The following is a 22,444-nucleotide window of genomic DNA, read 5'->3' as shown; positions in this document are numbered from 1 at the left end:
TATAATAAATTTAACAGAAAGAATTAGTAAGGAGGTAAATCATGAAATTAACCAAAAAAATCTGTTTGGCGATCACGGCTTTGGCATTGGTCGTCACACCTTTTTTAGCAAATTGCAATCAAATACAGACAGTTGCAGCTACCAAAAGCAGTAAAAAGACCGCAAAGGGTAAAATTACTTTAATCTATGGTGCCCATCTTTATAATAAATATGGGCATAAAATTAAAAACAAGAACAAATATCTGCCCTATGCTCAAGATGATGCCAGTGGTTATAAGTATATCTATAGCTTTAATGCAGATGTTATGAAATACTACGGCACTAGAAAAATTAAGGACCAAAAATTCTATAATATTGGTAATGGTTGCTACATTAATGCCGCAGATGTCATGGAAGTTAACGGTAAAAACAGCAAAAAGGGCAAATTGGTTTTATTAAAAAAATCAGCTGTATATACTAAAGCCGGTAACAAGACTGGCCACACTTTACCTAAGCGAGCTATCGTTAAATATCAAGGCAAAGTTAAGCAAGTTAAAGCAAAACCGAAATACTATTATACTAAATACTTTAACTCAGATAACAATGAGCATATTTTCTATCTGCCACTCACAAAAATTAAAGGGAAAAATTATTATGCCATTGGTAAAAATCGCTATGTCAAAGCCTATAATGTTGCAAGTTTAGATGGTTATCCTTTAACTTACAATGGGGTTACAACGGCCACCGTTCTTAGAAAGACAGCCACTCAGACTTTAAACGAAATGAAAACCAAACATATTTTAAAAAAGGGGCAGAAAATAAAAGTTGACTTAGCCGTTGAACCTTGGGCAGAAGATTTTGAAGGCTATATTTTCCGCCTGCATAATCATCATGATGAATACATAGATGAAAACTGTATCAACCTGAGAAATTACTTACCAACGACCGACTACTCTGATTTAACCTATAGTTTTGTTACTGCAAAGACTACTGCAAACGTTAAGCTTTATGACGCCACAGGAAAACCCGTTGGGATTAGTTTTAACACTGCAAAGCAGTCTGACTTTAATGTTGACGGCTTATTCTATATTTGGAATACGGCTACAAACAAAGCTGAGTTGTATTACCACCTTCTGAGTAACAATTTAGATAGAAAAGCCCTTATCAATAATGATGGCACACAATTAAAGGCCCCGGCGACTGACAAAAAATATGGTCCGATCATTCTCACCACTAATGAAAAAATAATAGCAGCTAACAGTTTCGTCAAAGCAAGTGATGTGAAATTTTGCAGGGGCATAAAACTTTCTCCTGTAAACACTTCATTAGCAGCTGAGCAGAAACAAAAAGTAGCAACCGACAGCGATAAAGTGAAGCTCCAGAAAGACTTTGATTCTGGACAGCAAACTATTAATGAGAGTGTTCACTATGATGGACTTATGCAGAGCTATGACTATGCTTTAGCTAATGCTGCTGTCGTCTTACGGTCGAGCAAAGCAACGCTGGCACAAGTAGATCAGGCAATCTGGCTGTTAAAAACCACTAAAACACAGATAAAAACTTTAAACTTCCCTGAATTTGCCTAAAGTTTACTAGAAAGACAAACTAAAAAGGATTAGTTCTGAAATGAGCTAATCCTTTTATTTTACTTAAGATCAAAAATGAAATGATTTTGGTAACTGTGGTTTTTTACCGTTATACATGACATAGGTTTCTCTAGGGCTCTTTTTGGCAGAGTGATTATACAGCTTAAATAATTGCTTTGCAGTATATTTTTTGCCTTTCGGTTTTCTAATTGTACCTTTACCTACAGCCTGAATGTGTCTAAATCCTTGGCCTACACCTGAACTTTTACGCAAACGGTAGTGGCCCAGCTTCACAGCAAACCCTTTAGGATTGCCTGCCTGATTTAAAATCCTGCTGTTATGAATATTAAAATTAGTCAGATCAACCCCTGCTAATTTCTTGTCCTGCATAAACATATCTGTCGAATCAGTCAGTTTAGGCATGTGCCAGCCATGTAAATTAACTTTAGTCAGATTAGGACATTGAGCAAACATCTCACTTACTTCAGTTAATTTACGGGTGTTCCAATTATGTAAATCAACAGTTTTGAGACTCCGATCATTTTTAAACATCTCATAAGCTTCAGTGAGACTATTAGTTTTAAGATGACTTAAATTAATATTGACCAGCTGCGGGTCGTTTTTAAACATGCGACTCATACTCCTGACCCGTTTGGTATTCCAGCCTTTCAAATTAACCGTCTTTAAATTGTCATCATCACTAAACATTTCAGACAAATTTTTATTGGACTTAGTATTAAAATGGCTTAAATCTAAGCTGGTAATTTTTTTCATACCAGAAAACATATAGCTGGTGCTAGTGACCTTGCTGGTATCAAAATTACTAATATCAAAATCAATTAAATTTTCAGCACCCTCAAACATGCCAAACATATCAGTTACCTTGCTGGTATTAAAGTGCTTAATATCCAAGCTGACCATATTTTTTAATCGTGCAAACATAGTGCTCATATCAGTAACATTAGCAGTATCCCAGCCCGTTAAATTAAGTTGTTTTAATGCTGTATCGTTTGAAAACATGCCTGACATATTAGTTACTTTACTAGTATCAAAATTACTCAAATCCAAATTGGTCAAATTGGAATCTCCAAAAAACATAGCTTTCATATTTTGAACATTACTAGTATTAAAATTGCTCAAGTTTAGAGTTGTTATGTCCATACTATGAGAAAACATATTGCTCATGTCCGTTACGTTTTTGGTATTAAAGCCTGAGCAGTCAATCAGTTTAGCCAGACAATTATTGAACATTCCGCTCATATTTTGTACTTTACTGGTATCAAAGCTATCTACATTGATCGTTTCTGCCTTGGAACTGGAAAACATATTTGCCATATCGGTTACTTTGCTAGTATTAAAGTTTTTTAAATCCAGCTTTTTAAAATTGGCCGCCGCAAACATGCTGTTCATAGTGGTTACATTTGCGGTATTCAATTTACTCAAATCTATTACTATGGCAGTAGCATTATCCATACCTAATTTAAAGAACATGTTACTCATATCTGTAGCTTTACTGGTATCAAAATTACTAATATCTAAACTATTAAGGTTCATATCACCGGCAAATAAACCAGACATATCGGTTACCTCACTGGTATCAGCGTTCTCTAAACCCTTAATATCAGACAAATATCTCAAATTGGCAAATTTTTCTTTTGAATTTGCAGGTAACTTAAACGGATTTTCAAAAACGATATGTTCAATACTTCCAGCCCATTTGAATTCTTTAGTAAAAGGTGTGCTTGACAATTGTGCTCCTTTAGCGCCGCTAACAGTCAGCGTATTGGTAAGGACATCATATTGCCACGTGCAGCTGCCATCAGTGCCAGTCCAAAAGCCCAGCTGATTATTGCTAGTACTGGCTGCATTCGGTGTTATTTTTGCAGTTTGATCTTTAGCAGCAGGTGTTGCAGAAGCTGCCAAAACATTTTGCACCAGATTAGCGCCACTCATCATGCCCAAGACTATGGCAGCCATACTGATACCCATTTTTGCTAAAATATTTTGCTTGAATTTAGTTAACTTCATTTTCTGACCTCCTTTTCCTCTTAATTTCATTGTAAGCCTTTTAAAAATTAAATAATATCTTCTTTTGCGTTTACTTGCGCTAGTTTCCAGCCAGTCATAAAATGCTGCTCGCGCAAAGAACGCAAGTCAGAATAATCGCTCTCCAAGCTATCAATTGCATCCTGCAATTTTTTGTTTTGCTTACGGATCTGGTCAAGTTCAGGATCATTAACAACGCCCTTCAGGTGCATTTTAGCGGCTAATTCGCGTCGTCTTTCCTCAAATTCACCCTTCAATGTAGCAAGAGCGTCTTCATATTTGACCAGTTTTTGGTTAACTTCAGGAATTTCATTATTCAAACTGACAAATAATTTGTAGGGCATGTTGGACTTAATACGGTTGCATTCCGTGCAAGATAAAATCAGGTTGTCAAAATCATTATTATGTGACAGTGAAACCGGATCTTTGTGATCGACGCTGCGGCCGCGCCTGCCGCAATATTGGCAGCGGTAATGGTACTTGGCCCGAATACGCTCACGGTCAATATAATCCACTTCATTGAGCTTAAAGTCGACGTTTAAGCCTAATTTACTTAGGTTTTCGGCAAAAGTAAACTCGTTGCTGGGCACAAAGTCAGTTTGGCCTGTCTCGCTGTCAATTACTGCCTGGTTAAAATCATGTGTTGCTAGTTGCTGCTGAGCCAATTCATTGCCGTCATAATCCTGAATGAAGGCCTCATAGCGCTTGCGCATGTCATTTTTAGCAACCAAAAATGTTGAATTATCTGCGACTTCACCTTTTCCTACAAAAGTAAACAATAAGCATTGCGCAAAAACTTTAACCGCAATATTGGCAAAGTCTTCCGGCTTTTCTCCTCTTTGAATGCATAGATCGCAAATACTAGTCAGTTTAGGATTAATCAGACCCGTTTGTTTAAAATGTTTGGCATTTATGCGCAATCCACACGCACTGCATTGAAACTTCACTTTTAAGCTTTCTCCTTAGAGCAAAATGTATGTATCATTAATCTAATTCTACTCAATTTAGAGCAATAAAAAAAGGCGGACGAAAGTTTCATCCACCCTTTAGTCTTGTTTAAAAACAAACTATTTATTTTCGTCTGCTTTGGCCTTGTTCAAGAAAGCAACAACTGCTGCCACGTGCGCAACACGTTTCTTGCCGTTCTTCTTGTTCTTAGGTCTTTGGTTTGGTTCACAACCAGTGTTGTAATTTTCACCTTTACGCATAGTACTATACTTCCTTTCAAGATTTTCGAAAATCTTATATAGTTTAACACTTAGGGCTTTTTGAAGCAAGATGCGCTCATACTGAACCGTTCTGTTTTGCCATTTAAAATAAAAAGCGCTCCATTCTGGAACGCTAAAAATAAAGTTATTTTTGAGTACATATTATTAGTTAAACACACTAATTATTTTCACTAACTGTCATGGCAGCATCAATTACGCCACTGTCATCGGCTAAACTAATGGCCGCATTCTTTTCATCTACTACCAAATCGTTGCCTAAATATTGCATTTCTGCAGGACTGGTGTATAAATTTAAGCCAATATTATTTTCAACTTTAAGTGAAAAGTCTGGGTCTTGCTGATCCAAGACTACAAATTGAAAACGAGTCCCGGCAGCACAGCTACCGGCAATGTTAGAATATTTGTTGGAACCGTCATTTAATGAAAGCAAAACAACTTGTCCGTCTTTCACACTTTTCTTGATTTTCTCAGCTGCACCTGCTTTAACATTCATTTTAACTGATTCGGAATTACTCATTTTAATATTTCCTCCTAATCCTTAGCAATTTTCTCCAGTATAGGATATATTAAGTTATAGTGTCAAAAATTATGTTTATAGTAAAAGTGCTTTTCACCATGAAAAATTTATTATTGCGTATAACAGAAAAAAAGGTCAAAATGTATATAGCGATTATAGATGATTATAACTTGTGAAAGGGGACATTTTATGACCGTCTTGAAAAAGGTTTTTAGTGATAAAATCCTGCAGATTACTTTTGTAATAACGATTATCAGTCTTTTTTTTGCTAGACCGCGGCTTGAGGATATCAACTTACATACGATTTTTTCAGTCGCCGCGATGCTAATCATTATTCAAATATACGCTTACTTGCACGTTCTGGACGTGTTGGCGTATAAACTGACCAGTATTGCCGACAATATGCAGAAATTAAACATCTTGTTTACGCTTCTAGCGATTATTGCTGGGATGTTTCTTGGCAATGACATAACAGCGCTTACATTGATTCCCCTGTATTTAAATATTGCCAAAAGATGTGACTTGCCACAAATTTTGCCTGTCACTTTAATTGGTATGGGTGCAAATATTGGGGCTGCTTTTACTCCTTGGGGTAATCCCCATAATATCTTTTTGGTCAGTAAATATTCTGTTAATGCCCTGCAGTTTTTCTCCTGGTCTTTGCCCTATTTATTAATGGCTTTATTCATTACGTTTATTATTTTTTACTTTATCCCTCGTAAAAAAATTCCCAGACAAGATATTAAACAGATCAATATCAGTTTAAGACCTACAATCATTACTACGGCAGTATTTGCATTATTTTTCTTAGGTGTATTTAAGGTCATTAATGTGGTAATTCCGATGATTGTTGCAATTATCTTAGCCTTATTAATCAATCCCAGAATTTTGCTTAAAGTAGATTTTGCTCTGCTATTAACCTTTACCTGTTTCTTCATCTTCATTAGTGATATTCAACAGATCCCGCTGATTGTCAGCATCATACATACGATGATTAATTCGGAAAGCTCAACTTACTTCACTTCGATTATCTCCAGTCAGATTATCAGCAATGTGCCTGCGACTATTTTAGTTGGTAAGTTTACTCCTTACGCTGAAGCGTTATTTTTAGGTTCTAACATTGGCGGCTTTGGCTCTCCTATCGGTTCAATGGCCAATATGCTGGTCTTAAAAACTTTTACTCAAAATGCGACAGTTTCCAGAAGCGAATTTTTTAAGAAATGGTCTGTAATGCAGTTTATTGGTCTGATTGTTTTAACCGTTGTGGGCTGGGGACTTTTATTAATTTAAGATACAATTTAGTAAAGCTTTGCTAATGAAAGATAGTATAAGCTTCTTTTTTATATTCAAAAGGTCCTTAATCAGTTATAATTAAGAGATACATATAAGGAGGAATACTATGAATAGTTTAACTTGGGTAATTGTAATTATTGTTGTTTTATTAATTGCACTTTATATTACAGTTTACAACAGTTTACAAAAAGCCAAAGTATACACCGATGAATCTTGGAGTCAGATTGATGTACAACTGAAGCGGCGTAACGACTTGATTCCCAACCTAGTCGAAACAACTAAGGGCTACGCCAAACATGAAAAAGAAACATTGGAAAATGTTGTTCAGTTGCGTAATCAGTTAACTAATATTCCCAGCGATGATCACGCTCAAACTTTAAAAGTTTCCAATCAGATTTCTGATGCCCTTAAATCAATTTTTGCCTTATCAGAAAACTATCCTGACCTTAAAGCCAACCAAAACTTCTTGAAACTGCAAGAAGAATTGACTAACACAGAAAACAAAATTGCCTATTCGAGACAACTTTACAATTCATCTGCTGCACTTTACGACCAAAAGTTGTTAACTTTCCCATCTAACATTGTTGCTCACATTCACGGTTTTAAGAAAGTTGACTACTTACAAACTAATGAATCGGAAAAAGAAGTACCTAAAGTTAAATTTTAAATACCAGGTCAGTTTTTATGTTATTTCAACAAATTGCCAGCAATAAACGTAAAACCGTTGGGATTATGGGATTATTTGTCATTATTTTAGCACTTGTAGGGGCAGGACTGGGTTATCTTTTTGGTGATCGTCCTGTTTTAGGATTAATTATTGCTGTGATTTTTAGTCTAATCTACATGCTAATTGTCTTGCCTAACCCGGCTAATATGGTTATGAGTCTTAACCACGCTCAAGAAGTCCATGAACAAGATAATCCGGAATTGTGGCATGTTGTACAAGATATGGCACTGGTCGGTCGGGTACCAATGCCTCGAGTTTTTATTATTGATGATCCCAGTCCTAATGCTTTTGCGACTGGACGCGATCCCAACCACTCTGCTGTGGCAGTTACTCAAGGTTTACTTGACATGATGAGCCGCGAAGAACTGGAAGGCGTTTTAGGTCATGAGATTTCGCACATTAGAAACTATGATATTTTAGTTTCTACTATTGCCGCAGTATTAGTTGGTGTCATTTCTTATTTATCAGGTATTGCCAGTCGTTATATTTGGTGGATTGATGATGATCGCGACAGTGATAACGACAGTGGTGGTACTATTGTTGTTATTTTTAAGATCGTGGCTATTGTATTTGTGTTAATTCTGGGTCCTATTTGTGCCAGTTTAGCGCAAATGGCATTATCGCGAAATCGTGAATATCTGGCTGATGCCTCTTCAGTAGAATTAACCCGCAACCCACAAGGATTGATTTCTGCTTTAGAAAAGATTGACGGTTCTGAGCCAATGAAGAAAGCCGACCCCAGCAGTGCCGGCATGTATATTGAAGATCCTGTACGCAAAAAGCGCAGTTTTGCTCATTTATTTGACAGTCACCCGCCAACAGCTGACAGGATCAAACGCTTAGAAAAAATGTAATAAAATAAAGCAACCTTTTTAGTCAAGGTTGCTTTTTATTTTAAGTTGATGTTTGCCTGTCTAAATAATTCAGCTCGCATTTGGACTGGCGTTTCATGATAATATTCACTGAATTTTTTATAAAAGAAGGACTTGCCACTATAACCTACCCGTGCAATTATTTCTTTGACGGAAATATCTGGTCGTGCAAGCAAATTGCGCGCCTCTTGCATACGCCTTTCATCAACATGCTCTACGAAGCTTTTACCAGTTTTTTGTTTAACCAAACTTGAAAAATAATTAGGATTGAAACCAAAATGTTTGGCTGCTTCATTAAGCGTTATGTCAGTAAAATGCGCATCAATATAATTTTCTAAATCAGTCTGAACAAATTGGTGATCAGTCACAGGACCTGTCACTAAGTCTTGATTTCTAATTGCGGCAATTAAAAGCAAGTTTAGTTCTGCCAAGATCACATTGTGAGTATACAAATCCTGATTAAGATATTCATCAATTATTTTTTTTAGCGCATTGGCAGATTTAGACAAAAGTGTACTGTTTAAAAATAATAAGCGCCTTTGATTGTAAGCGTCAGTAATTTCCTTAAACACCTTTTTTTCACGATGACTCATGGCAGAATAGCTTCCGAGAAAATCCAGCATCTTGAAATTATGGTCAAATTCTAACTTAACTAATATGTCGTTTTCTCCCTGCCGCAATATTTCATAATCACTTTTTCTCTGTAAAAATACGATATTGCCGGCTTTAAGCAAGAAATCCTCATCATTGATTCTGGCTTTTACCGAGCCCTGAGCTTCATATAATATAGTTGAAGCTGTAGTTTGGTAGCGATGAACCCCAGTATTACGATTTTCCAAAAACGCTCTAAATAAATCAAAATTATCATTTTTGGGTTTGATTCTTACCTCATTAGTGTCAGACTTAGTTGAATCCAAAATGCTGGCTAAATATTGTTCAAGTTTAACAGCTGCCATTATTTCACCTTCTTATGCAAATTTTAAAATATATAGATTTATTATATAGCAAAATTTCATCTTACTAATAGAATTTTGATATTTAGATTAAGGAGAGAATACTTGTGTATGTAGACATCTATTTTTCTTTTATGTATAATAAATTTAACATCGGGGTGCCCTAGAGGCTGAGAACAGACCCGTCGAACCTGCTATGGATAATGCCAGCGAAGGGAAAACGAAAGATTTTACATCGTCAGGCCTTATCCTGACGATTTTTTTGGTAACTAAAATGATTAAATTAAACAACCTGACTTTTTCATATGATAAGCAAAATAAAATATTAACAGATATTAATCTCACTATTCCCACTGGTGAACTTTCACTATTGGTTGGTCCAACCGGCTGTGGCAAATCTACATTATTAAAAATTCTAGCAAATTTATATCCTGAGTTTGCGGGCCAATTAAGAGGCAGCGTTAATTTAGGCGGACTAAAATCGGCTATGATGTTTCAAAATGCCAGTGAACAGTTTACGATGACAACACCGCGAGAAGAAATAATTTTTGCACTTGAAAATCTTTGTCTTAATAAAACGCAGTATACAAAACGCTTGAATGAAGCTGTTCAGTTCACACAGATTGATTATTTGCTTGATCAAAAAATTAATACAATGTCTGGCGGCGAGCAGCAAAGAGTTGCTTTAGCTGTACTTGTTGCGATGAATGTCGATCTTTTTTTACTTGATGAACCCTTTGCCAGCTGTGATCCAGCTGCTCGCAAATTCTTAATTGCTAAATTAGCTCACCTGCGTGATCAAGGGAAAACAATTATTTTAAGTGATCACGTATTAACTGACTATGAAGGCCATTGCGATAATCTGTTTCAATTTCAAGGTAAAGATTTGGTGCAACTTTCTGCTAATGAAAAAGAAAAACTGCTGCAAAAAAATACGGAATCCGTTTCTTATACTTTTGCCATCCCTAACGATGACAAAGAAATTTGTTTTAAACTCAAAAATACAGAGATTACACAAAATCGTTTGCTTTTACAGCAGGAACATTTAAATATCTTTTCTGGTAAAACCACTCTTATTACTGGAGCGAACGGGGTTGGCAAAACGTCTCTTTTTAATGCACTGACCAAAATGATCCCATATGCAGGCAGTTTAACTTATCACAAGCAGGAAATCAGTAAATTATCAGCTCGCAAGTATCTCCTTAAAGTGGGGCAAATTTTTCAAAATGCGACCGATCAATTTATCAACGTTTCTGTTGCGGATGAAATCAATTTAAGCAAAAAGCAGCGAACCAACAATTATTTCACTGATGACAAAATAAATGAGGCTTTAATCTCCCTTAAACTTGATTCACTGCTTGACCACGTGGTTTATTCATTATCTGGCGGGCAACAAAAGAAACTGCAAATTTTACTAATGTTGATCTCCGATCAGGATGTATTGCTAATTGATGAGCCCCTTAATGGCCTGGATGCGGACTCTGCTAACAAAGTAATGGCTTTATTAAAAGAAAGTCAGAAAGCACGCAGTCAAACGCTTTTAATTATTAGTCATGAACTAAGGAATCTGGCAGATTGGTGTGACTATCACCTCAGCTTTAAAGACCAGCATTTAACTTATGTGAATAAATGAGGTGTAATTATGAATCCCAGTTTTAAATTTTTTCTAGCACTGATAATTTCTATAGAAATATCTCTTAAATCAAGCTTGTTAACCAATCTTTTAATCATCTTTTTTACCATAATTTATCTAATCTACAAACACATCAAAGTAAAGAACCTGCTTTTAACGTTATTAATGCCCTTAATTGCTGCATTTACGGTTTTTGCTACTTTATATTGGTTTGCACCTCAGCCTAATTTGCAAAATGCACTGAGTTTATCCAGTCGGATTTACGTCTATACCCTGACTATCTACTGTGTATCAATAGGAACTACTGCCACGGAATTAGCACGCTCTTTTGAGCAAAATTTCCATTTACCCAGCAAGTTTGCCTATGGAGTTTTAGCCGCTCTTAACATCGTCCCCAGAATGAAGGAAGCCGTTAAACAAATACGCACTGCCGGCATGATGAGGGGAGTTTATTTAAGCTTTTGGTCACCTGTTTTATATTTTAAAGCTATTCTTGTTGCGCTTAATTCGGCAGAAAATTTAGCACAGGGCATGGCTTCTCACGGCTACCGTGAGAGCGCTCGACGCTCAGTTATCGTGCCTGTTCCTGTTCAAAAAAGTGATTGGCTTAAATTGATTGTTATTCTGTTTTTAGTTAACCTGGCATTATTTACCTTAAAATAAAAAAACGGACCTGCGTGTCCGCTTTTTCTTTGGCCTAATTTATTTTGCCATAGTATAGCCTGTGACATTTATTTTGACTGACTGATCTGCATTGACGAAAATCTGAGGTTTTTCAGAAGTATAATACCGTTCTGAAAATACCAGCTCACCGTCATTTAAGAAAAATTCAATTGAACTGGTATCAATAAATACCCGGATTTTCAGATTGGACTTTGGTCTTAATCTACCATAGCGTCGAGAATCATCTATGGGTTTATCAGCTCGAGTTAAAACCACTTCGTTATTCCCTTTGTTCCAAGTGAGTGTTACTAAATCTTCCTGCTTATTTTTGAGTATAAAATTAATCTCACTGCCAGACCAATCTTCAGTTTCAGCTGTCAAAAGCATTTCCAGATGCTGCGGATCAGAAACATTAATCTGCTTTAACGAAGTCATCAACTTTTCATCAATTACTTTTTCTTGCCGCAGCTGTTTTAATTCTTTAACCGGCTTCATATATAGCTGATTATTCTTTAAAGTTAGTTCTCTGGGCAAGGTTAAAGCACCACACCAGCCATCAGCCTGTTCAGGAAAGTCAGCATGCCACATATCAAGCCAGCCAAAGACAATGCGCCGGTTATCGGGTGTTAACATGGTTTGCGCTGCGTAAAAGTCGTGGCCATGATCAAGTTCTTGAAACACTCCGTGTTCAAACTGATTTTGACGATAATCCATCTTGCCGATGAAATATCCCGTTTGGTAAAGATTAAGATACTTTTTACCCTTTGCTGCAATTCCCTGCGGTGAACATAAGAGAACACCTTGCCCATTTAGTGAAAAAAGATCCGGACACTCCCAGGTATATCCTTCATTATCTCTTTCCTGAGAAACTGCAATTGGTCCTAAATATTCCCAGTGCAATAAATCAGTTGACTTATAAGTAATTGCACGACCCAATCCTGCCTTATCTTGACTGCCAACAATAATATAATATGAATCCCCATGTTGCCATACTTTCGGATCACGAAAGTGCTGTGAGTTATCAGTCGGTGGTACGGCAATCACTGGATTACCACTGTATTTTGTAAAATGAATACCATCATCACTGTATGCAACATTTTGCGTTTGGCAAAAATGGCTGTGATCATTCACATCATAATAATGATTGCCAGTATAGATCAGATATAAACGATCATCTTTTGCAATCGCACTGCCGGAATAACAGCCATTGTCATCTTCAGGACTGTCTGGTGTCAGCGCTATTGGCAGTTCTTCCCAGTGAATCAAATCTTGACTGCGATAGTGTCCCCAATGCATCGGTCCTCTTTCAGATGAATAGGGATAATACTGGTAAAAAATATGATAGTAGCCTTGATAATACGAAAAGCCATTGGGATCATTCATCCATCCGGAAGGCGTAGAAACGTGGTAATTAAGACGATAACGTTCATTAGTAATTTTTGCTGGAACTCGCATTTTTGTTTCTTCCTTATTTTGATAAATTTTAGTTCGCTTACTTGTTTAATTGCAAAATTAAATAGCCGTGATTTACTTCTGTATCCTTGTTCTTGATGGCAAAGCCATTTTTATATTCAGGGAATAATACCATGACAGCAGTTTGCTTACCAGCTGCTTAAATAGCTTTAAATCCATCTATGCCTGTGGGTCAACTGCTGCAATTCTTGACCATCTTTTACCAAAATTGTGAAGCCGTAGCCGTTAAAACTTGTGCTTCTTCAGCAACTTCACGGATTCCAATTTTTTTCATACTAAAATTCCATCCTAAATATATTTTAAAAATCAATCCTATACACTTTTTAAAATGCCATTTGGTTTACTTATGATACGGGCTGCCACTGTTAATCATAAATGCGCGATAGATTTGTTCAATCAAAACTACCCGCATCAACTGGTGTGGCAAAGTCAATTCGCCAAAACTCAGCAGATCATTGGCCCGCTTGTTTACTTCCGGGCTGGTGCCCAAACTGCCTCCAATTACAAAAGTCAAATCCGAATGTCCGTAGGTGGCCAGATCCTTTAGTTCCCGCGCGAATTTTTCACTGCTTCTCTGCTTTCCCTTTATTGCAGTCACAAAAACATATTCTTTATCCTTGATTTTACTCAGGATTCTTTTTCCTTCTATTTCTTTAACGCTATTTTGTTCTGCTTGACTAAACTTTTCCGGTGCCTTCTCATCGGCCACCTCAACCACCTGCACTTTAGCAAACCTACTCAGCCTTTTTTGATATTCAGCGATTGCATCTTTAAAATATTTTTCTTTTAACTTGCCTACACAAACAATTTTAATATTCATAATAGCTATTTTATCCCCCAATTCCCAAAGTTTCCACTTGCTTTTTCCACAACTGTGTAAAGCTCAAAACTACATTTTGTGGTTTTGACCTTTAGTAAGCGAACAAATTGTGTTTTGAAAATTTTTTGGTATTTATCATCCTTAATTTACCCACATACAGATTTTTCATAGTTGCTTTTCACAAACTTTTGGACCTCAAATACTGCTGTTAAGCCTTGAACAACTGTTTGTACTAATTAAATTTCACTATTATTTACACACAATTCACAGGTTATCCACAATTTATCCCAACCGTTTTTTCGCATTTTATGCACAATCCACAAAGTTATCCACAATTGTCAACAAGATTTTTAGCTATGTTTTTTGCTTGACAGCAATAAATTTCGAACTTTTTTATGTTTCCCAGTATTAATGTTAAGAAAAAGACTATACTTATGTTTGAAATCGCATAGTATAGCCTTTTTATCACTTAATTCTAGAATATTATTTGCTTAATCAGATTGTAATTTTACGCGTAAATTAATCTCTTTGCCGTTACGGTTAATGGTCAAATTGATGGTATCTCCGACTTTGTGATTATACAAAATACTGTGTAACGAAGCTACATCTGACACAGATTTGTTGTCAACTTTGATAATTACATCACCAGTTTTAATTCCTGCCGCAGACGCTGCACTGTGCTTAGAAACAGAAGCAATGTAAATACCATTTTTCAGATTGGACTTAATGTTAAGTTGCTTTCTGTTACTGTAAGGTATGCCTTGCAAAGCAATCACTTTAACACCTAGTTGAGGACGGACAATCTTGCCTTTTTTAACCAGTTGATTAACTATAGTTACCACTTCATTGGACGGAATGGCAAAACCCATGCCTTCAACTGATGTACCGTCACTTGATTGCGAAAGCTTCATTGAGTTGATACCAATCACTTGCCCCGCAGAATTGACTAGGGCACCACCCGAATTACCCGGATTAATAGCGGCATCCGTTTGAATAACCGTCTGCTGATTAGCAGAAGAAGTAGTGATACTTCGTGCCGGAGCCGAAACTATTCCTTGAGTAACCGTAGAAGCGTATTCGCTGCCAAGAGGAGAACCAACTGCAATTACCGTTTGACCAGCCTGTAAACTCTTAGAATCGCCAAATTCAGCTGTTTGAGTTACATAGCTGCTATCAATGGAAAGAACAGCCAAGTCCGTTGTAGCATCCGTACCCACAATACGTGCATTAACTGTTTTGCCATTGGACAGCATGACTTGCACTTTGTCACTGCCAGAAACAACGTGATTATTAGTTACAATATAGCCTTTATTGCCAGATCTCTGGTAGATTACACCTGAGCCCTCGCTATAGGTCTGCAATTTCCCCTTGCCTTTATTGTCATTATCGTCATCGCCAAAAATATCGAAAATCGAGTTGCTGCTGCTTGATTGCCGTTTCATATTAATAACTGAAACCACAGCACCTTTGACATCATTATAAGCCGGCGTCATTGTTCCGCTGGTTTTGGCACTATTTCTGGAAGTCTTGGCACTATTTGAACTAATACTAGTTTCAGCATTATTATTCATATTAGCGTTATTAATTTGATCTAAGGCCACATATGAAGCACCACCACCGATTAATCCGGCAACAACACCAACAATAGCAGTTTTCATAAAACCATGTTGCTGATGACCAGAGTTTTGATTATTCATCATTTAATCTCCTTTACACATCTTTTTACTATACTAACAAATCTTGAAAAAAGATAAAAAGTTTCCTTAAATTTGTACTAAATTAGTTGGCTGGATCGGATCGGTCAGAACAATTTTAACATCACTCGGCAAGTTAGCATCCCCGTCAACCATTATTTTTTTAGCAGCATTATAAGCCAATTTTGCTGTATTATTATGCTGACTTCTATGTGCTAAAAAAATGTGTTCGGTTTTACTTGTCACCACATCGAGCAAAGCCTGCCCGGCATCATCATTTGATAAGTGACCAACATCTGACAGAATACGTTGCTTTAAGCCCCAGGAATACGGGCCATTACGCAACATCATGTCGTCATAATTAAATTCCATGAGATAGGCATCCGCATCCTCGATCACGCTTTTTACTTTACGAGAGACATAGCCGGTATCTGTCAAAAAAGCGATGCGCTTACCACCACTGGTGAAAACGTAATATTGCGGCTGGGCCGCATCGTGACTAGTCGCAAATGCTGTCACATCCAAATCGCCAAAAGTCTTGGTTTGCCCCGGCTCAATAATATTAATTTGTTCAACCGGTATTTGCCCAATTTTTTGTGTTTCAGTTAAATATTCCCAAGTACCACTGTTGGCAAAAGCCGCAATTTGAGGGTAGCGACGCATTAAAACTCCCAGTCCTTTGCTGTGATCTGAATGATCATGACTTAAAAAGACCATGTCAATGTCTTTAATGTCAACGCCAACTTCACTCAATAAAGTCTTAATTTTTTTACCTGATAAACCTGCATCCATTAAAATTTTATGCTGACCAGTTTCAATTAAGCTGGTGTTACCAGTCGAACCGCTGGCTAAAACAGAAACCTGCACCGCATTATCCCTTCCTAATTTTTCTGTACATTAACATTATATGAGCTACCTTGCAAGATTTGTGCTGTAAATGCATTAACTCTTTTAACAGTGATGTTCTTAGTCGTCTTATTTTCAACTTGAATTAGCCATGTAGGCAGCAAAATTGTACTGCCGCGAACATCGGTTAATTTAGAATAGCCTAAACTAACTCGCATTACCCGCGAATTGTTGGCAATTTCCCTGTCAGTATACATTGCCTTAACAGCGTGCCAAGCACTAATAATTAATTGCGGTTCACGAACTGCTTTAATAGGACCCATATAGGAAATAGTATAGTTAATAATTTGATCATTGCGCACATTAATTGTTAATTGAGCATCACTGTCGTAAATGCGACCATAAGCGGTATTTTGCACATAGCAATATGTATTGTCACCAGACATGCTGGGTTCAAACTTAAAAGTTTTACCATAGGGTACATTTTTAGGATCGTTTTTAAAATCTTCCAGCTGCTGCATATTATTTTTGCGGTTGCCACTAAGTAGAATCATGGACTTAGGTGTCCCAGTTAAAGAATTGTCACTTTTGGAATAATGGGTTGTAACTTGTGTAAGACTACTGCTTTTACCAGAAAGATAATCACGCTTTTTAACAGCTAAATAATAACCAGATTGTTGCTTATGTGAAATATGCAGGGGCACGTCAATTCCGTCAGCTCGCATCTCGGCACGAATGCTTGTTGTAGTAGAACCGGAAGTATTGCTCAAGCTAATAGGCGAACGCCAAATTTCAATTCCTAAATAAATATCGATTAACAAGAAAATGACGAAAAATAACCATTCTATTCTTTTACGGTCCATCTTATTTCCCCTCTTCCGTTAATGTCTGCCTATATTTATTCAGAGCCAGAAAATCTATTTTCTCCCATTCGGCTAAACTCTTCCACTCATCATATGCTTTAACATAATATCCCGGTACCAGGTTAACCAAGTGGTCGTGCGAATTATCCTTTTCAACCTTAAAAGCCACTATTATACGTTGAATTTCATCTTTTCTCATACCGGCATTTACTAATCTTTGCATCACTGCTGTACTTGTCGGCAAAGTTTTCGTCTGACCATCAAAAGGTATTGGTATTTGCAAATCTGTATTGTTAAAATCAACTTTTACTGTATCTTCAGTGAAAGTGGTTGCAACCTGTGGACTGCTTTCATCCCAAAAGACTGGTATGCCTTCAATATAGTTAATATAGCTTATAGAATCATTCACAGTATCAAAGTAACGCAAATCCTGCTCGCTTAAACCTAGTTTATGAACAAAATCTACGCTCTCTAGAAGCTGATCATTAAGGGATATGCCTTTACGCTTCTCATACCGAGTATAGTGAAAATCATGTCGTTCAGTTTTAGCCTTAGGAGCTCGTAAATTGGTATAGTAATTAAGCGAGTACGTAGTCCAGCCTTTTTTATTAGAGCGGGTTGTCACGTTAGTAGTACCAAGGAGCCGAGAGACAAAATACGAATCAGTTTGGGTATTAGTAAGATAGCTGTATATTTTCCAATGGTCTTGCTTAGTAAAGAATACCTCATAACAATTTTTTAGACGTACAAACTCTACTGGAACTCTGCCTTGAGCTCTGCTGGCATAATTGCGTAGTTTAGAAAAATTGCCTTTAATTAAATGAACCCGGTAAACGGTATAAGTCTTATCATTTCCAAGGTAAAGGTAATTATTGCTGTCTGTCACAAAGACGCGTCGAAATTGTACATCATCTTTTTTAACGCTTTTCCTAGTAAACAGATTGATGCTAACTTCTTTAGGAAAGCTTAGCTGAATACAATTTTCATCATGCAGCATTTTTTCATACTGCGTTTTCCCAGTGCTAATTTTATTAATACTACGGTATCTTACCCCTTTTATTTCTTTGACAAATTCCAGGGGCAAATTCTTTTTAGCATCATATAAACGATATAACTGACCGTTTCTAAATCCATAAGAATTAGTGGGGATATACAGGTTGGAAGCAATGCGGTCACGCCTGTTTTTTGTTTGTTCAGTTACTCTGTTTGTTTGATTAATATGATTAAAATACTGGTCATTAGTCATGATAAAAATCCAGAGAACGATTGAGAGAACGAAAACAGCCACCGTCCCCAGTAAAAGCAACGCATCGCCGAGCTTAAATTTAGACTTCATCCCAATCATCCCCTTCGCTCATTGGTTCATAAGGCAGTGCAATATAAAAAGTAGAGCCGTTGCCTTCACTACTATTGGCCCAAATATGACCGTGATGTTCTTCCACAATTTCTTTAGCAATCGCAAGACCTAGACCAGTGCCGCCTTGAGCTCGAGAACGGGCTTTGTCAACACGGTAAAAGCGATCAAAGATTTTAGTCAGATCTTCACGTGGAATGCCTAAACCTTGATCAGCAATACTGAGAACAATCCGCTTTTGTTCAGAATGAAGTTTAACTGTGATTGTCCCGCCATTAGGTGAATATTTAATTGCATTATTCATAATATTATCAATTACTTGAGCAAACTTATCAGTATCGATTTCTACCCACAATGCCTGTGTGCCCAACTCACGCTTAATAGTATATTTTTTGTTTTCTTTTTTATCCGTTTTGACAATCATGTCAAAGCGATCAAGGATATGAGCTACAAAGTCATTAAAGTTAACCCATTCCACATCAACTTTAGAAACTCCTCTGTCCATGCGCGACAAGCTGAGAAGTTCACTAATCATTCGGATCATGCGCTCGGTTTCTTCTTGCGTTACCTGTAAAAATTTAGGAGCAACATTGGGATCTTTCCAGGCCCCTTCATTTAAAGTTTCAATGTACGCGTGCAGACTAGTAAGCGGGGTACGCAACTCATGAGAGACATTAGAGACAAACTGCTTTTGTGAATTTTCATTTTTCTGTTGTTCAGTAATATCGTGCAAAACACAAACACTACCGGAAACAAAACCTGTCACCCTTTTAATAAGAGAAAAGCTGGCATGTAAAATGACTTCGTCGCGTGTTCCCTGACCGATTGTAATCACAATTCCCTTTTGGCTGCCGATTAAATCCTGCGAAGATTCTTTCAGACCTAGAACTTGAGCAATTGGCTTATTAATAATTTTATCTTCTGTTTGATTCAAAAAGTTGAGCGCCATCTGGTTAACAACGTTAACATTACCGTGCCTGTCAGTAGCAAGAACGCCATCACTCATATGGGACAAGACGCTGTCCAGTCTGCGCTGCTCACTTTCAGATTCTTCTTGTGAACGTTCAATTCTGACAGATAATGTGTTAAAAGCCTGCCCCAATTGACCCAACTCATCATTTGAATAGATCTTTACTTGGCTTGAATAGTCACCGTCAGCAATACTAAGAGCCTGCTTTTGCATTTCCTCAATCGGTTTAGTAATCGCATGGGAAACAACTAGCGATAAAATGGCACCCATTACCGCCGCAATTAAAGAAGTAACTAAGAACATCAGTGAAATATTACGCAAGTCATTGAAAACTCCCTGCATCGACGCGCGCACATAAATCGCACCAACAGTATTAGCGGAACCGTTGCCAGCATTCAAAGGAGTAACCTGCACCATATAATCGCCGTGATTATTAACTACTTTAGTTGCCTGCCTGCCAGTGGAAGTTACCTGCTTTACCAGCGTATTATTGACTCGCTGACCAATCCGGTTTTTATCATTTAAATTTGAAACCGCACGAATGATATCCTTATTGTCTACAACAATAATTTCACTAATTGTGCCAATACCATTGCTATAATCATTGACAATCCTGTTTAAATTACTGTCAGTATGCTTATTGTCTTTCAATAATTGTGTTGACAATTGGTTTGATACAATGGGCAAAACCTGAATTGAAGATTGAAAATTTTCAATACTGTTTTGCTCTAATTGGCGCGTAAAATAAGCACCAATAACCTCAATTGTGGCAATGATCATGGCCATAAATACAATGGCTAAAGTAGTATTAATAGAAATAGTTAAATGTTTAAACTTATTCTTGATTTTTTTCATAATTTTACAAAATTAAATAAAAAGAAAGCCACGCTTGCTAAACATTGCGGGGCTTTCTTTGCTAGTCTTCATTAGGCTGTTTTACGTAATAGCCAACACCACGCCGAGTTACTAAAATCTGCGGCTGGATTGGATTATCTTCAATTTTTTCACGCAAACGGTGTACAGTAACATCGACTGTCCGGACATCACCAAAGTAGTCATAGCCCCAAACAGTCTGTAAAAGATGCTCCCTGGTCATTACCTGATCCATATGCTGTGCTAAATAATAGAGCAACTCAAATTCACGGTGAGTCAGCTCAATCTTTTTGCCTTCTTTTTCAACAATATAAGCGTCTGGCATAATAACCAGATTGCCGATGGTAATATTTTTCGTGGAACTGGCATCGCTAGCACTTTCATCTTTTTTGACGATATTGCGCCGACGCAAATTAGCCTTCACCCGCGCTACTAATTCACGGTTAGAAAAAGGCTTAGTCACATAATCGTCTGCGCCCATTTCCAGACCTAAAACTTTATCAATTTCAGTGTCTTTTGCTGTCACCATGATGATAGGCATATCATGAGTTTGTCTTACTTCACGTGCTACATCTAAACCGTCTTTTTTGGGTAGCATCAAGTCTAAAATCATTAAGTCAGGATTATATTCGTCAACTTTCTTGATAGCCTCTTCGCCATCATACGCAGTGTCGACGTCAAACCCTTCTTTTGTCAAATTAAATTTAATAATATCAGAAATTGGTTTTTCATCATCAACAACGAGAATTCTCTTTGACATCGAAAAGCCCCCTTTTGTGATCATTATACTGGTTTTTAGTTTATTAGCCAAAAAAGTCACCAAAATTTAATAAAAAAACTTGCATTTCAGTGAAAATAATAGCATAATAGTCTCCGTTGGTTATTTGTAATAACGCTTATGGGTGGCTAGCTCAGCTGGCAGAGCAACGGACTCTTAATCCGTGGGTCCAGGGTTCGAACCCCTGGCCACCCATTGATAATTAAAGGTAGTAATCACTTGGTTGCTACCTTTTTTGTTTGTCAAAAGACCTTAAACCTTTATATAATATCAGATCAGTTTCATTTGTCAATTCTATTATATTTGTTATTGTTTTAAACAATTAATCCAGCACTTTTTCAGCAAAAGCATTGATTCAACAGTATTTTATCTACTCACTTTACTTTTGCAAAACCTCATGAAATTAACAAATAAAAGCAACAAACTATAGCTTTATAACTACAAATTCTGCCCTAAGCAAATGTTAAGCAGAATTCTTTATACTTTTTTATACAAAAGCCTTGTCAAAAGCCGAATTAATTGTTATCATAATTAACTGTCAACAGAAATGGTGACGGGTGGCTAGCTCAGTTGGCAGAGCAACGGACTCTTAATCCGTGGGTCCAGGGTTCGAGCCCCTGGCCACCCACCATAATAAAAATAGCACTGCAAGTAGTCGGTGCTTTTTTTATTGCTTTTAAAAAATTCAGCTTGAAGGAGACTTTCTAGTCCCCTTTTTTGTTTTCATAATCTGCAATATCCGTTAGAACTTGTTCTGCCAGTTCTTTGACAGTGGCACTTGTCAGCTTGCGCTCTTTTTCGCCAAGTGTATCTTGTTCAAGCCACCATTTCTCGAGAGTCTCAAGCGGAAAAGGACTTTCTTTTTCTTTATTATTTTTTACAGTTTGCGCAAAAGAAATATCTAAGTAATAAACAAATGCTCCTGCACCAAATTCATGAATTATTTTAGTTAAAGTTGTGCCATAAATCCTTTTGGGCAGTATCCCTTCCAATATAACTATAGGGTAGTATTGTTTGCCCCATTCAATCATTAATTCTATCAGACTGGCAGTTGGTGCCGTCTCTTTTTCCTTAACATGCAAAATATCAAGGCGCAATAAATCTTCATGTAAAAGCAAACATCTTTGGTAGCCAAAATGATTTTGCAAACAATTGGCTAAGACAGTTTTGCCACTGCCTGAATTTCCTCTAATTAAAATAAAAATTGGTGTCATTGCATCTTTTTCCTTTCAATACGAGTGTCTAAAAAGCTAACGCTATTATTAAGCTTTTACA

20 protein-coding genes, 2 tRNA genes and 1 riboswitch are annotated in these 22,444 nt (G+C 37.0%); of the genes, 8 read left to right on the top strand and 14 right to left on the bottom strand.

The window, feature by feature from the left end; genetic code table 11:
• The first annotated feature begins 41 nt into the window (after window positions 1-41).
• Window positions 42-1,565, top strand: a complete 1,524-nt coding sequence (locus tag DKL58_RS00725; RefSeq protein ID WP_109585727.1) for an SLAP domain-containing protein — start codon at window positions 42-44, stop codon at window positions 1,563-1,565.
• A gap of 69 nt (window positions 1,566-1,634) precedes the next feature.
• On the opposite strand, the gene DKL58_RS00720 is transcribed toward DKL58_RS00725, so the two are convergent.
• The 4 genes from DKL58_RS00720 to DKL58_RS00705 all read right to left on the bottom strand — a co-directional run bounded on the left by DKL58_RS00720 (window position 1,635) and on the right by DKL58_RS00705 (window position 5,357).
• The gene (locus tag DKL58_RS00720; protein WP_162542305.1) at window positions 1,635-3,593 is read right to left on the bottom strand and encodes a BspA family leucine-rich repeat surface protein; all 1,959 of its coding nucleotides are present in this window, start codon (window positions 3,591-3,593) and stop codon (window positions 1,635-1,637) included.
• Between the two features lie 47 nt (window positions 3,594-3,640).
• Window positions 3,641-4,558 carry an HNH endonuclease gene (locus tag DKL58_RS00715; RefSeq protein ID WP_109585725.1) on the bottom strand — a complete coding sequence of 306 codons (918 nt, stop codon included), beginning with the start codon at window positions 4,556-4,558 and terminating at the stop codon, window positions 3,641-3,643.
• Between the two features lie 120 nt (window positions 4,559-4,678).
• Entirely contained in the window at window positions 4,679-4,819 is a 141-nt protein-coding gene (locus tag DKL58_RS09550; protein ID WP_090094091.1) for a hypothetical protein, read from the bottom strand.
• Between the two features lie 178 nt (window positions 4,820-4,997).
• Window positions 4,998-5,357 (bottom strand): iron-sulfur cluster biosynthesis family protein, encoded by a 360-nt coding sequence (locus DKL58_RS00705; protein WP_045927390.1) that lies wholly within the window; start codon window positions 5,355-5,357, stop codon window positions 4,998-5,000.
• Between the two features lie 189 nt (window positions 5,358-5,546).
• Between DKL58_RS00705 and DKL58_RS00700 the strand changes: the two genes are divergently transcribed.
• The 3 genes from DKL58_RS00700 to htpX all read left to right on the top strand — a co-directional run bounded on the left by DKL58_RS00700 (window position 5,547) and on the right by htpX (window position 8,231).
• Complete coding sequence (locus DKL58_RS00700; RefSeq protein WP_109585724.1) at window positions 5,547-6,647, top strand: SLC13 family permease; 1,101 nt, start codon at window positions 5,547-5,549, stop codon at window positions 6,645-6,647.
• A gap of 109 nt (window positions 6,648-6,756) precedes the next feature.
• A complete protein-coding gene (locus DKL58_RS00695) occupies window positions 6,757-7,317 on the top strand; it encodes a LemA family protein (protein WP_034980895.1) in 561 nt (186 codons plus the stop codon).
• Window positions 7,318-7,334: 17 nt separating this feature from the next.
• Window positions 7,335-8,231 carry a zinc metalloprotease HtpX gene (gene htpX, locus DKL58_RS00690; protein WP_109585723.1) on the top strand — a complete coding sequence of 299 codons (897 nt, stop codon included), beginning with the start codon at window positions 7,335-7,337 and terminating at the stop codon, window positions 8,229-8,231.
• A gap of 35 nt (window positions 8,232-8,266) precedes the next feature.
• Here the strand turns inward: htpX and DKL58_RS00685 are convergent, their stop codons facing one another.
• Window positions 8,267-9,205 (bottom strand): AraC family transcriptional regulator, encoded by a 939-nt coding sequence (locus DKL58_RS00685; RefSeq protein ID WP_109585722.1) that lies wholly within the window; start codon window positions 9,203-9,205, stop codon window positions 8,267-8,269.
• Between the two features lie 141 nt (window positions 9,206-9,346).
• Window positions 9,347-9,437: riboswitch (TPP riboswitch) on the top strand.
• 39 nt (window positions 9,438-9,476) lie between these two features.
• On the opposite strand from DKL58_RS00685, the gene DKL58_RS00680 reads away from it, so the two are divergent.
• Together DKL58_RS00680 and DKL58_RS00675 are read left to right on the top strand one after the other, a co-directional pair.
• Window positions 9,477-10,835, top strand: a complete 1,359-nt coding sequence (locus DKL58_RS00680; RefSeq protein WP_109586975.1) for an ATP-binding cassette domain-containing protein — start codon at window positions 9,477-9,479, stop codon at window positions 10,833-10,835.
• A gap of 9 nt (window positions 10,836-10,844) precedes the next feature.
• Complete coding sequence (locus DKL58_RS00675) at window positions 10,845-11,498, top strand: energy-coupling factor transporter transmembrane component T family protein (protein ID WP_109585721.1); 654 nt, start codon at window positions 10,845-10,847, stop codon at window positions 11,496-11,498.
• Between the two features lie 39 nt (window positions 11,499-11,537).
• On the opposite strand, the gene DKL58_RS00670 is transcribed toward DKL58_RS00675, so the two are convergent.
• The 8 genes from DKL58_RS00670 to yycF form a co-directional block, all read right to left on the bottom strand.
• Window positions 11,538-12,953 (bottom strand): glycoside hydrolase family 32 protein, encoded by a 1,416-nt coding sequence (locus tag DKL58_RS00670; protein ID WP_109585720.1) that lies wholly within the window; start codon window positions 12,951-12,953, stop codon window positions 11,538-11,540.
• 358 nt (window positions 12,954-13,311) lie between these two features.
• The gene (gene rlmH / locus DKL58_RS00665) at window positions 13,312-13,791 is read right to left on the bottom strand and encodes a 23S rRNA (pseudouridine(1915)-N(3))-methyltransferase RlmH (protein WP_046331446.1); all 480 of its coding nucleotides are present in this window, start codon (window positions 13,789-13,791) and stop codon (window positions 13,312-13,314) included.
• Between the two features lie 491 nt (window positions 13,792-14,282).
• The gene (locus DKL58_RS00660; RefSeq protein ID WP_046331445.1) at window positions 14,283-15,491 is read right to left on the bottom strand and encodes a S1C family serine protease; all 1,209 of its coding nucleotides are present in this window, start codon (window positions 15,489-15,491) and stop codon (window positions 14,283-14,285) included.
• 63 nt (window positions 15,492-15,554) lie between these two features.
• Window positions 15,555-16,352: an MBL fold metallo-hydrolase gene (locus DKL58_RS00655; RefSeq protein WP_109585719.1), complete on the bottom strand. Its 798-nt coding sequence runs from the start codon at window positions 16,350-16,352 to the stop codon at window positions 15,555-15,557.
• 14 nt (window positions 16,353-16,366) lie between these two features.
• Entirely contained in the window at window positions 16,367-17,194 is an 828-nt protein-coding gene (locus tag DKL58_RS00650; RefSeq protein ID WP_109585718.1) for a two-component system regulatory protein YycI, read from the bottom strand.
• Window position 17,195: 1 nt separating this feature from the next.
• Window positions 17,196-18,530 carry a hypothetical protein gene (locus DKL58_RS00645; protein WP_109585717.1) on the bottom strand — a complete coding sequence of 445 codons (1,335 nt, stop codon included), beginning with the start codon at window positions 18,528-18,530 and terminating at the stop codon, window positions 17,196-17,198.
• Entirely contained in the window at window positions 18,520-20,373 is a 1,854-nt protein-coding gene (gene walK / locus DKL58_RS00640; RefSeq protein ID WP_045927378.1) for a cell wall metabolism sensor histidine kinase WalK, read from the bottom strand. The genes DKL58_RS00645 and walK overlap by 11 nt, the downstream gene beginning before the upstream one ends.
• Before the next feature lie 61 nt (window positions 20,374-20,434).
• The gene (yycF, locus tag DKL58_RS00635; RefSeq protein ID WP_109585716.1) at window positions 20,435-21,151 is read right to left on the bottom strand and encodes a response regulator YycF; all 717 of its coding nucleotides are present in this window, start codon (window positions 21,149-21,151) and stop codon (window positions 20,435-20,437) included.
• A 140-nt stretch (window positions 21,152-21,291) separates the two neighbouring features.
• On the opposite strand from yycF, the gene DKL58_RS00630 reads away from it, so the two are divergent.
• Window positions 21,292-21,364: transfer RNA gene (locus DKL58_RS00630), tRNA-Lys, on the top strand.
• 360 nt (window positions 21,365-21,724) lie between these two features.
• Window positions 21,725-21,800: transfer RNA gene (locus tag DKL58_RS00625), tRNA-Lys, on the top strand.
• Window positions 21,801-21,873: 73 nt separating this feature from the next.
• Here the strand turns inward: DKL58_RS00625 and DKL58_RS00620 are convergent.
• Window positions 21,874-22,383 carry a zeta toxin family protein gene (locus DKL58_RS00620; protein ID WP_109585715.1) on the bottom strand — a complete coding sequence of 170 codons (510 nt, stop codon included), beginning with the start codon at window positions 22,381-22,383 and terminating at the stop codon, window positions 21,874-21,876.
• Window positions 22,384-22,444 lie beyond the last annotated feature (61 nt).

The sequence above is a fragment of the Lactobacillus kullabergensis genome, from assembly GCF_003151025.1.
GTDB classification, from domain to species: domain Bacteria; phylum Bacillota; class Bacilli; order Lactobacillales; family Lactobacillaceae; genus Lactobacillus; species Lactobacillus kullabergensis.
The sequence above is the reverse complement of the archived record's forward strand: the minus strand, read 5'-3'. Positions and strand labels throughout refer to the sequence as shown.